The organism is Agrobacterium sp. D14 (assembly GCF_001526505.1).
Taxonomy (GTDB): domain Bacteria; phylum Pseudomonadota; class Alphaproteobacteria; order Rhizobiales; family Rhizobiaceae; genus Agrobacterium; species Agrobacterium leguminum.
Map to the genome: position 1 here is coordinate 18,040 of NZ_ASXX01000030.1, position 9,930 is coordinate 27,969.

Below are 9,930 nucleotides of genomic sequence, written 5' to 3' on the forward strand. Positions count from 1 at the left end.
AAACAGGCGGCGCGGCGTTCCGCGCGCCTCATCGTCAGGTTTAAACGGAGCGTATTTCAGTTTTTCGATGGGTTGCCGGGAACGGCTCCCTGCGGCAATTCCTCCAGCGAAAATGCGCCGCCTTCGGAAGGAAACGGCGCGGTATGCCCGGAGCACCGCTCCGGGCATATCGTTCGAGAGCTTCATCATTCCGCCGGAGGCGGACGGTCGGGCCGTTATTTCTTGACCGCGACGGCCTCGTTGATCTTGGCGACGTCATCTTCCAGAACCTTGTAGGTCTGGTCGAGCGTCAACTCGCCGACGATGAGCTGGCTCATGCGCTGCACGATCTGCTGATACATGGCGCTGCCGCCCTTGGCGCGTTCGAAATCGCGAGCCGCTTGCGGCACGTTCTTCTTGTTGTCGAGGAACACCTTCATCGCCGCCTTGGCGTCTTCACTCTTCAGCTTGTATTGCGGATCGACGATCTCCGCGCCGGTCAGGATGACGTAGTTCTCGGCGATTTCCCGCTGCACCTTTTCGGAGCCGAGGAATTCGATGAAGTGAGCCACATCTTCCGGATATTTGGTGCGCTTGAAGCCGACAATGGCGGTGCCGCCGGGCATGGCGTAGCATCCGGCCTCGCCGCAGGGCGCGTTGATCGCCGTCCATTCGAAACTGTCGCCGATCTTGTTCTGGAACGGATTGACCATCCAGTTGCCGGCCAGATAGGTCACGACATTGCCGTTGACGAACTCGTCACCCATGTTCTTGTACTGCGAACCGCCGGCCGCACCCCACATTTCCTTGGGGAAGCTGCCATTCTGCGTCCATGAATAGATATCGGCGATATATTTTTTCGCCGCATCGTCCGGGAAGCTGAACTTGCCGTCCTTCACATAGGTCGCGCCGTAAGCAAAGGCGCCGCCGGAGAAGCGGTGACCGGAACGGTCCATGGTGAAGGGAATCTGCACGCCCGTCGCCTTGGCGACACGGGCGGAAGCCTCGACGATCTCGCTGAACTTGGCGGTCGGGCCGGGCAAGGGTTCGCCCGCCTGCTCAAACAGGGTCTTGTTGACGAAGGGCAGGTTCAGCGTCTGCGACGCCATGTAACCGTTGATCGACTGCGGATCGTTGACATTGGGCAGGCGAAGCTGGTTGAGGCTGGAACCATGCAGCTTCGCAAAGGCTTCCGCATCCTTCATATAGGGGCGCATGTCGAGATAATAGGGCGCAAGCTGCCAGTCGGTGATCTTGGCGATATCAGGACCTTCGCCCACCGCAAGCTGCACCGGCAGCTGCTTGGAAACCGCGTCATAACCCGAAGATACGAAATTGATCTTCACACCCGGATTGGCCGTCTCAAACTCCTTGCTGAGTTCCGACATGCGCTGCACATAACCCTGGTCGTCATCCGTAAAAAGGAAAGTAATCGTGCGGGTCTCGGCCTGGGCCGTCGCAAGACCGGCGACAGAGGCCACTACAAGGGCGCTGACGCCCGAAAACAATTTCATCATGCTCATCCTCCCAATGAAAACATTTTCATAAATCGAACGGAAGCTCCTCTGCTTAATTCGATTTATAATGTTTTGCGGCTTGACAGAATAAACGTCAAGCTGTTTGTTTTACATAAATCGCACAAATCGACGCGGAAAAGCGAAAATCGGTTTGTGAAAATAATTTCATAAAGATCGACGGGAGGCGATCCATTATGACGGATGGACCATTTGCGGCGAACGCGTCGCAGCCGACATATACCGTCGCAAACGGCGAAACGGTGACCGCCTGGATCGTCTCCGATCTGGTGGAGACGTCGTTTCCCGGCACCGCAGCCCCCGCCGAAGACCGCGTGAACTATCGTTTCATCAACGGTTTCGTGGATGTGGGCGACCTGCCCTGCCGCAAGGCCTTCCAGCAGACCATGATCGGCCGCGATATCGCACCCGATACCAGCTGGCCGGTATCGCACCTCAACCTGCCGGGTTCCAATCGCCGCGTCGAATTCACCGGTTTCTGGCATGTTCCCACCCATGTGCAGCGCTGGCTGAAGGGCACCTTCCGCAGCGATGCGGCAAGACAGGCGCATTTTCGGCTGCGTACCTGCGGCGGCGTCCGCATCTGGGTCGGCGGCGTCGAACAGGTCCGTTTCGAACCTTTCATCCGCAATGTCGAAAGCAGCCGTGACATCACGCTCGATCTCGCGGCCGGCGACAACGAGGTGCTGCTGCTCTGCGAGGATCTGGCGGAACGCGACATCATCTGGTTCTTCGAGCTTGAGGTAATCGATCCTACGCCGCTAACCGTCGTGCTGCCCGTGCCGCTCGACCGCGAGGAGACGAAGCGTCTCGCCGCGCTGGTGCGCGATGTTCGCCCGGCGCGGGACGTGTTTTCCGGCACGGCCCTCGAACTGGTCTTCGGGGCCGCACCTGCGAACGACCTGCCCGTGCACATCGCCGTCAAAAGCCATGGGCATGAGCGCGCTTCGCTTGCGGAAGTGGATACCGTGCTGAAGGCCGGGCAATCCTCACTGACGATCCCCGGAACGACAGGCATTTCGGACGGATATCACGGCGTCAAAATCACCATGGGTTCGGGAGCGGGAACGGTAACCCGCGTCATCGACGCCGCTTTCATGCATGATATCGCACCGGAAGCACACAATGCCGATATCCACGAGCGAAAGAAAGCCGCACTCTCCTTCAGCGCCCGTTTCGGCGCCTGGCGCATCGGCCGCGCGCTGGCGATGGTCGCCACCGGCAGCGATGACATCGAGACGATCGGCGGCATCGTCGATGCAACGCTGCATTCCATCGATCGGCGGGAAGACTGCTCCGATTTCGTCATGATCCCGCTTCTGTGGCTGGTGCGCGCCTATGGTGACCGCCTGCCGGCAGAGATGCGGGCGCGGATCGATGCCTCGATCCTCGGCTATCGTTACTGGGTGGACGAACCGGGCAATGACGTCATGTGGTTCTGGAGCGAGAACCATGTTCTCTGCTTCCACACCAGCCAGCTATTGGCTGGCGAGTATCTGCCGGATGCCCTCTTCACCGCCTCCGGCCGCACCGGCAGAGAACAGGCGGCGCTGGCCGCCGACCGGCTGGAGCGCTGGTTCGACAGCGTCGCGGCGCACGGACTGGCCGAGTGGAATTCGGCTGCCTATTATCCGGTGGATTTCATCGGCCTTCTCGCCATCGAACATTGGGCGGGACCGGAGCTTGCCGCCCGCGCGCGCCATCAGATCGATCTCATTTTCGAAATGATCGCGCTGCATACGCTCGGCGGCGTTCCCTCCGGTTCGCAAGGGCGGGCTTATGACAAGGAGCTGCGCGCCGGGCCGCTAACGGAACTGGCGCCCTTTGCGCAGGTCGCCTTCGGTCAGGGCTGGCTGAACAATGGCGTTGCCTCGCTGCCGATGTTCTGCTGCGGCGATTACCTGCCGCCGGCGCATCTCACCGCCCTTTCACAGTTGACAAGCGGCCGTATGGTCGAGGCGCGGTATGCGCAGGGGCTGGAGCCCGGAAAGCTCGTGCTGTTCAAGAACGAGGCCGCCCAGCTTTCCACCGTTGTCGATCACAAGACCGGCCGCAAGGGCCACCAGCAGCACGTCATGGACATCAAGCTTGCCGGCCACCCGATGGCGCGGCTCTGGGTCAATCATCCGGGCGAAGACGATCCGTGGGGCAGCCAGCGCCCCTCCTATTGGGCGGGAAGCGGCATCCTGCCGCGCGTGGCGCAACATCGCGATCTGGCGATGCTGATCTTCGATACGCAGGATCACCGCAACGACTGGACCCATGCCTATCTCGGCCGCGACGGGCTGGACGAGGTTCTGACGGAGGGCAACTGGCTCATCATCCGCTCGGGCCGCGGCTTTGCCGCGCTTTATGCGACCAACGGGCTTCAGCCCATCAGCGCAGGCGCCACCGCCGACCGCGAGATCAGATCGCCCGGCCGCCGCGCCGGCTGGGTCGGCATCATCGGCTGCGGGGATGTCCCGGAGTTTGCCCGTTTTCGGGAAAAAATCCTCGCCACGCAGATCACCTTCGATGCCGAAAGCCGCCTGCTCTCGGTCACGCCGCCGGGCGGAGCTGAGCTTACCCTGACCTGGGACGGCGCATTCACCATTGGCGGGCAGGCCATGGCCTTCGACCACGACCAGCCCCAGCCGGAAATCACCTTCGACAGTGCCGACCCCGCATCGGGCGGCGCGGCACAACCATTCTACTCCTAAGCGGAATTGACAGATGAACCAGCCAAGCATGGAAAAAGACACTCTCAGGACGACGATCGACAATGTCGCCGCCGCCTTCAGCCGCCTCAAGGGCATTCAGGAAGGTCTGGTCAGCGGCAGTTCCGATGGCAAGATCCAGTTCGATGAGTGGGACTGGGAAGTGGGCGTCGGCCTTTACGGCTTCCTGCGCCGGGCGCTCGCCGCCAACGACCGGAAGGCGCTTGACGACCTCGTGACATGGTATGGCTGGCAGATCGAACGAGGCCTGCCGCCGCGCCAGATCAACAGCTCCGCTCCGATGCTGCCGCTTGTCATCCTCACCGAACATGTCGATCGGCCGGATTTCCGGGCGCTGGTGGAAGACTGGGCCGACTGGCTGGTGCATCAATTGCCGAAAACCGAAGATGGCGGCTTCCAGCATGTCGTCAAGGAGCGGCTGAATGAGGGCGAACTCTGGGACGACACGCTGTTCATGGCATGTCTGTTCCTCGCCCGCGCCGGCGTCGTCTGCAAACGTCAGGACTGGATCGACGAGGCGGTCTACCAGTTCATGATCCATACGCGTTATCTGTCGGACCCCGTCACCGGGCTCTGGTATCACGGCTGGACCTTCAACGGACGCCATAATTTCGCTGACGCCTTCTGGGCGCGCGGCAATTCCTGGATCACCGTCGCCATTCCCGAACTCTTCGAACTGGTGCCGACGCTTGGCGAAAAGGACAGGCGTTTCCTCGCCAATGTGCTGGCAAGCCAGGTGCGGTCGCTGCGCCAATATCAGCGCGAGGACGGCATGTTCCACACGCTGCTCGATGACCCGACCTCCCCGGTGGAAACATCGGCAACGGCCGGTATCGCCTATGGCATTCTGCGCGGCATCGAGGCCGGCATTCTCGGCGAAGAAAATCGCCCGCATGCGGAACGCGCGCTGAAGGCGGTGCTTGGCAATATCGACGATGAAGGCGTCGTCCACGGCGTTTCCGACGGCACGCCGATGGGCCACGATCTCGATTTCTACCGCCGCATTCCCAATCTGCCCACGCCCTATGGGCAGGCGCTGACGATGCTGCTCCTGATCGACGTTTTTCTGAAAAGGCCAAAGGCATCGTGAGCATCATGAACATCAGTCAGGACATCACAGTCGCGGCGGGTGGCCTTGATGCCACGGCAGCCATCCAGCAGGCTATCGACACCGCGTCAGCCGCAGGCGGCGGGCGCGTGTCTCTCTCGGCCGGGCGTCATGTCAGCGCCGGCCTCCATCTCAAAAGCGGCGTGGAACTGCACCTTGCCGAAGATGCGGTGCTTGCCCCCGTTTCCGATTACGACGCCTATGCCCTCACCCGGGTTTCGGTGATTGCCGAAGACTCCGATCGCGGCATGATCATTGCCAGGGGTGCGCATGACATCGCCGTCACCGGCCCCGGCCGCATCGAGGCCGGCGGTGAAAACTTCATCGTCGGCGACGACAAGACCATGGGCACCTATGTCCCGGCAAAAAAACGCCCACGCGTGATGGTGCTGGAAAGCTGCCGCAACGTGCGCCTTGAAAACCTCTCCGTCAGCGGTTCGCCGATGTGGACGCTGCATATGGTCGATTGCGAAGATCTTCATTTCCGCAATCTGCGCATCGAAAACGACCGCCGCCTGCCGAATACCGACGGCATTGTGCTCGATGCCTGCCGGCGCGCCCTGATCGAGGATTGCTTCATCTCGACCGCCGATGACGGCATCTGCCTGAAGACCAGCGCCGGGCCGGATGGCAAGGCGGTGGGAGCCTGCGCCGATATCACCGTTCGCCGCTGCACCGTTTCCAGCATGAGCTGCGCGCTGAAGCTCGGCACGGAATCCTTCGGCAATTTCACCAATGTCGTGTTCGAGGATTGCAAAATCGTCCAGTCCAATCGCGGCATCGGCCTTTTCTCCCGTGATGGCGGCGCGATGCGCAACATCCGCTTTTCAAGGATCGAGACCGAATGCCACGAAACGCCGGGCGGCTTCTGGGGTTCGGGTGAAGCGGTCACCGTCACCGTCGTCGACCGCCGCCCCGAGCGTCAGGCCGGCAGCGTCGACAATCTGGTCGTGGAAGACTTGAGCGGTTCGATGGAAGGCGCGATCAACCTCGTCGCCACATCGAAGGCCGGCATTCACAATGTCCGGCTGGAGCGCATCACGCTGTCGCAGCAGCCGGGCAAGCTCGGCACCGGCCTGCAATACGATCTGCGCCCAACTAATGCGGATATTGCGCCAAGCCCCCATGCCGCCGGCCGCGCCAATGCCTGGACGCAGGATGCTGAGGGCAGGATCGTCGGAATGGAGGATTATCCCGGTGGAATGCCGGCGGTCTATCTTGCCGGCGTGGAAGGATTTGCGGCGCATGATGTCGCCATTAAAAGAACGACGCCCTTGCCTGAGGGCTGGAACAGCCAAGAGATCGTCGCGACGACGAACTTGTCCGAAGGGAGCAGGTGATGGGAAGTCTGAAACTCGAAAATCTCAACAAGGCATTCGGCGCCGTTCATGTGCTGCATGATATCGATCTTCAGATCGAGAACGGCGAGTTCGTCGTTTTCGTCGGCCCCTCGGGCTGCGGAAAATCGACGCTGCTGCGCATCATCGCCGGTCTCGAGGACGTCACCTCCGGCACCATCGGCATTGGCGGGCGCGATGTCAGCGCGCTGTCGCCCGCCGAGCGTAAGATCGCCATGGTCTTCCAGTCCTACGCACTTTATCCGCATATGAGCGTACGCAAGAACCTCGCTTTCGGCCTTGAAAACCTGCGTTTCAAGCGGGCGGAAATCGAAAGCCGCATCAACGAGGCGGCGCGCATGCTCGCCATCGAACCCTATCTCGACCGCAAGCCGAAACAGCTTTCCGGCGGCCAGCGCCAGCGCGTCGCCATCGGCCGCGCCATCGTGCGCGAGCCTGACATCTTCCTGTTCGATGAGCCGCTATCGAATCTCGATGCGGCGCTGCGCGTGCAGACACGCGCCGAAATCACCCGCCTGCATCGCGATATCAAGACGACGATGATCTATGTCACCCACGATCAGGTGGAAGCCATGACCATGGCCGACAAGATCGTGGTGCTGCGCGCCGGGCGCATCGAGCAGGTGGGCAGCCCGCTCGAGCTTTTCGACAATCCGCGCAATCTCTTCGTCGCCGGTTTCCTCGGCTCGCCGCGCATGAACATCCTCAAGGGCAACATCACCAAGGGCAGCGACGGTAGCATCGCCATCGACGCCGGCTACGGTGTGTCACTGCCCTGCCTTGTCGATCCGGCAGCCGTCAGCCCCGGGCAGGCGGTTTTGGCAGGCATACGCCCCTCGTATTTCACCATCGCGGATCGAGGATTGCCCTTCGAGGTGCAGTATCACGAAAGCCTCGGCACAGAGACCTATCTCTACGGCAATCTCCAGGGAGAGAAAGAACAGATCATCGTGCATCAGGCGGGCCATTTCGCCCCCGCTTCCGGCTCGGTACTGAAGATCATGCCGGCGCGGGAAAAGGTGCATGTCTTCGATCCCGCCACCGAACTGGCGCTGCCGCGCCTCGACAGCGAAGGGAGGGGTTAGCATGGCCAATCCGAAGCTTGCGAGACTGTCCGACCGTGCGCTCGATGCCGTGATGGCAATTGCCGAAGTGCCGCTCAACTTCATCGAGCGGCTGATCGGCAAAAGGCGCATGCCCTATATTTTCCTGATGCCGAACCTCGTTCTCTTCGGCATCTTCACCTTCCTGCCGATTGCGATTGCCGTCGGTTACGCCTTTACCGGCGGCACCGAACTTCTCATCACCGACCGCCCCTTTGTCGGGCTGGAAAATTTCGGCAAGCTGCTGGATTGCCAGAGCTACATGGACCCCGGAAGCTGCCGGGAATCGCTGTTCTGGACGGCGATCTGGAACACGCTGTGGTTCGTCGGCTTCAACGTCATCGCCACGCTGCTGGTCGCGCTCATCACCGCACTCATCCTCAACCGGGCGATTGCCGCGCGCGGTTTCTTCCGCGCCATGTTCTTTTATCCGGTCCTGCTGTCGCCCGTCGTCATCGGCCTCATCTGGAAATGGTTCCTCGACCGCAACGGCCTGCTCAACGCCTTTTTCCAGATGCTCGGCGTGCCGCCGGAAATCTTCCTGCTGGATGTCGGCTGGTCGCGGTTCTTCGTCGTGGTGGTCTCCGTCTGGTTCCACATGGGCTTTTATACGCTGATCCTGCTGGCCGGCCTTCAGGCCATCCCGAAGGACCTCTATGAAGCCGCCGCCATCGACGCCGCCTCGCCCCGGCGCACACTGCTGCGCATCACCCTGCCGTTGCTCGGGCCCAACCTGCTCGTCGTGCTCATCCTCCTTATGATCCGCTCGGTGCAAATCTTTGACGAGGCATGGGTTCTGACCAATGGCGGCGGGCCGGGCACGGCCAATACATTCGTGGTGCAATATATCTACCAGATGGCCTTCGGCAGCGATCTGAGGCTATTCGGCCTTGCGTCAGCCGCCTCGGTTCTCATGGGCCTTGTGCTTCTCGCGCTGACGCTCGTGCAATTGCGCCTCGGCAAAAAGATGGAGTCCTGACCATGTCCAACGCTGTCTCCTTCCTCACACGCACCCGCCGCCCCGGCCGGATCGGCCTTACCGATATCCTGTCATGGGTCTGGCTCATCGGCGGCACGCTCGCCGTCCTCATCCCGGTCGTCTGGGCCGCCATGTCATCGCTGAAACCGGAAGCCGAGATCACCCGATTTCCGCCGAGCCTTCTGCCGCGCGCCGCCGTGCAGGTGGAAGTGCAGGGTTACGACAAACCGCTTAGCCTCTGGAAAGCCCCCATCGACGGCATCGAGCGGGAAATGGCCATGGTCCGCCGCATCGGCCTGAAAGCCCAGATGGTGGACCCCGCCAATCCCGGCCCACCAGTCAGCGTCGACACGCGGGAAATAACGCCCGTCCAGAAACTGACTATCGCGACGGAAAACTTCACCGATCCGCTGACCCGGTTCAGCTTTTTGACCTTCCTCAAGAACTCGGTCTTCGTCACCTTCGTCGCAACCGTCCTGACGCTGATCGTCAACGCCATGGCCGCCTTTGCCCTCTCCAAATACCGCTTCCGCGGCGAGAAGGCGATCTTCGTGCTGATCATCTCCACCCTGATGATCCCGCTCACCGTCGTCATGGTGCCGGCCTATCTCGTCATCGTCGGCGTCGGCCTCGTCGACAATCTCTGGGGCGTCATCATCCCGACGGTTGCGACGCCGACCGGTGTGTTCCTGCTCCGACAATATATGCTGACCATCCCCGACGAGCTGATCGAGGCGGCCCGCGTCGATGCGGCAAGCGAATTCCGCATCTTCTGGCGCATCATCCTGCCGCTGACGGCCCCGGCGCTCGCGGTTCTCGCCATCTTCTCGGTACTCTGGCGCTGGAACGACTTCCTCTGGCCGCTGATCGTTCTCAGCAGCCGCGAAAACTTCACGCTGCAGGTGGGGCTGAACGCCTTCCAGGGCGAGTTCTCGGTGCAATGGCACTATATCCTCGCCATGACCTTCCTCAGCCTGGCGCCTGTCACCGTCGTTTTCCTGTTCCTGCAGCGTTACATCACGACAGGGATTGCCGGCACGGGGATGAAGTAAGGAAAGTACGAGCTTGCGGTGAGACAGCAGGCCGTCACGATTGGAATGTTAAAGCTCCTCCACCCGTCATCCCGGCCTTGTGTGGACGTATTGTGGTTT

At 61.4% G+C, this 9,930-nt stretch carries 7 protein-coding genes; 6 read left to right on the top strand and 1 reads right to left on the bottom strand.

Translation table 11 applies throughout. The annotated features are described in order from the left end of the window. Positions 1–215: 215 nt before the first annotated feature. Complete coding sequence (locus L901_RS16695) at positions 216–1,496, bottom strand: ABC transporter substrate-binding protein (RefSeq protein WP_059758844.1); 1,281 nt, start codon at positions 1,494–1,496, stop codon at positions 216–218. 194 nt (positions 1,497–1,690) lie between these two features. On the opposite strand from L901_RS16695, the gene L901_RS16700 reads away from it, so the two are divergent. Genes L901_RS16700 through L901_RS16725 form a run of 6 tightly spaced genes read left to right on the top strand, consistent with a single transcriptional unit; the run spans position 1,691 to position 9,831 of the window. Continuing rightward, entirely contained in the window at positions 1,691–4,213 is a 2,523-nt protein-coding gene (locus tag L901_RS16700; RefSeq protein ID WP_059758832.1) for a hypothetical protein, read from the top strand. Between the two features lie 13 nt (positions 4,214–4,226). Beyond that, on the top strand, positions 4,227–5,321 hold the full coding sequence (locus L901_RS16705; RefSeq protein ID WP_004433483.1) for a glycoside hydrolase family 88 protein: 1,095 nt from the start codon (positions 4,227–4,229) through the stop codon (positions 5,319–5,321). 5 nt (positions 5,322–5,326) lie between these two features. Next, positions 5,327–6,679 (top strand): glycoside hydrolase family 28 protein, encoded by a 1,353-nt coding sequence (locus L901_RS16710; RefSeq protein WP_059758847.1) that lies wholly within the window; start codon positions 5,327–5,329, stop codon positions 6,677–6,679. After that, positions 6,679–7,782, top strand: a complete 1,104-nt coding sequence (locus L901_RS16715) for an ABC transporter ATP-binding protein (RefSeq protein WP_059758834.1) — start codon at positions 6,679–6,681, stop codon at positions 7,780–7,782. The genes L901_RS16710 and L901_RS16715 overlap by 1 nt, the downstream gene beginning before the upstream one ends. Before the next feature lies 1 nt (position 7,783). Then, the gene (locus L901_RS16720) at positions 7,784–8,779 is read left to right on the top strand and encodes a carbohydrate ABC transporter permease (protein ID WP_004433473.1); all 996 of its coding nucleotides are present in this window, start codon (positions 7,784–7,786) and stop codon (positions 8,777–8,779) included. Between the two features lie 2 nt (positions 8,780–8,781). Next, positions 8,782–9,831, top strand: coding sequence for a carbohydrate ABC transporter permease (locus tag L901_RS16725; RefSeq protein WP_059758837.1), 1,050 nt, complete (start codon positions 8,782–8,784; stop codon positions 9,829–9,831). Positions 9,832–9,930: the final 99 nt, after the last annotated feature.

Excerpts from the sequence above, each read along its gene's own strand:
- L901_RS16715 (WP_059758834.1), top strand. The coding sequence starts at position 6,679 with ATGGGAAGTCTGAAACTCGAAAATCTCAACAAGGCATTCGGCGCCGTT.
- L901_RS16700 (WP_059758832.1), top strand. The coding sequence starts at position 1,691 with ATGACGGATGGACCATTTGCGGCGAACGCGTCGCAGCCGACATATACC.
- L901_RS16725 (WP_059758837.1), top strand. The coding sequence starts at position 8,782 with ATGTCCAACGCTGTCTCCTTCCTCACACGCACCCGCCGCCCCGGCCGG.
- L901_RS16710 (WP_059758847.1), top strand. The coding sequence starts at position 5,327 with ATGAACATCAGTCAGGACATCACAGTCGCGGCGGGTGGCCTTGATGCC.
- L901_RS16695 (WP_059758844.1), bottom strand. The coding sequence starts at position 1,496 with ATGATGAAATTGTTTTCGGGCGTCAGCGCCCTTGTAGTGGCCTCTGTC.
- L901_RS16720 (WP_004433473.1), top strand. The coding sequence starts at position 7,784 with ATGGCCAATCCGAAGCTTGCGAGACTGTCCGACCGTGCGCTCGATGCC.
- L901_RS16705 (WP_004433483.1), top strand. The coding sequence starts at position 4,227 with ATGAACCAGCCAAGCATGGAAAAAGACACTCTCAGGACGACGATCGAC.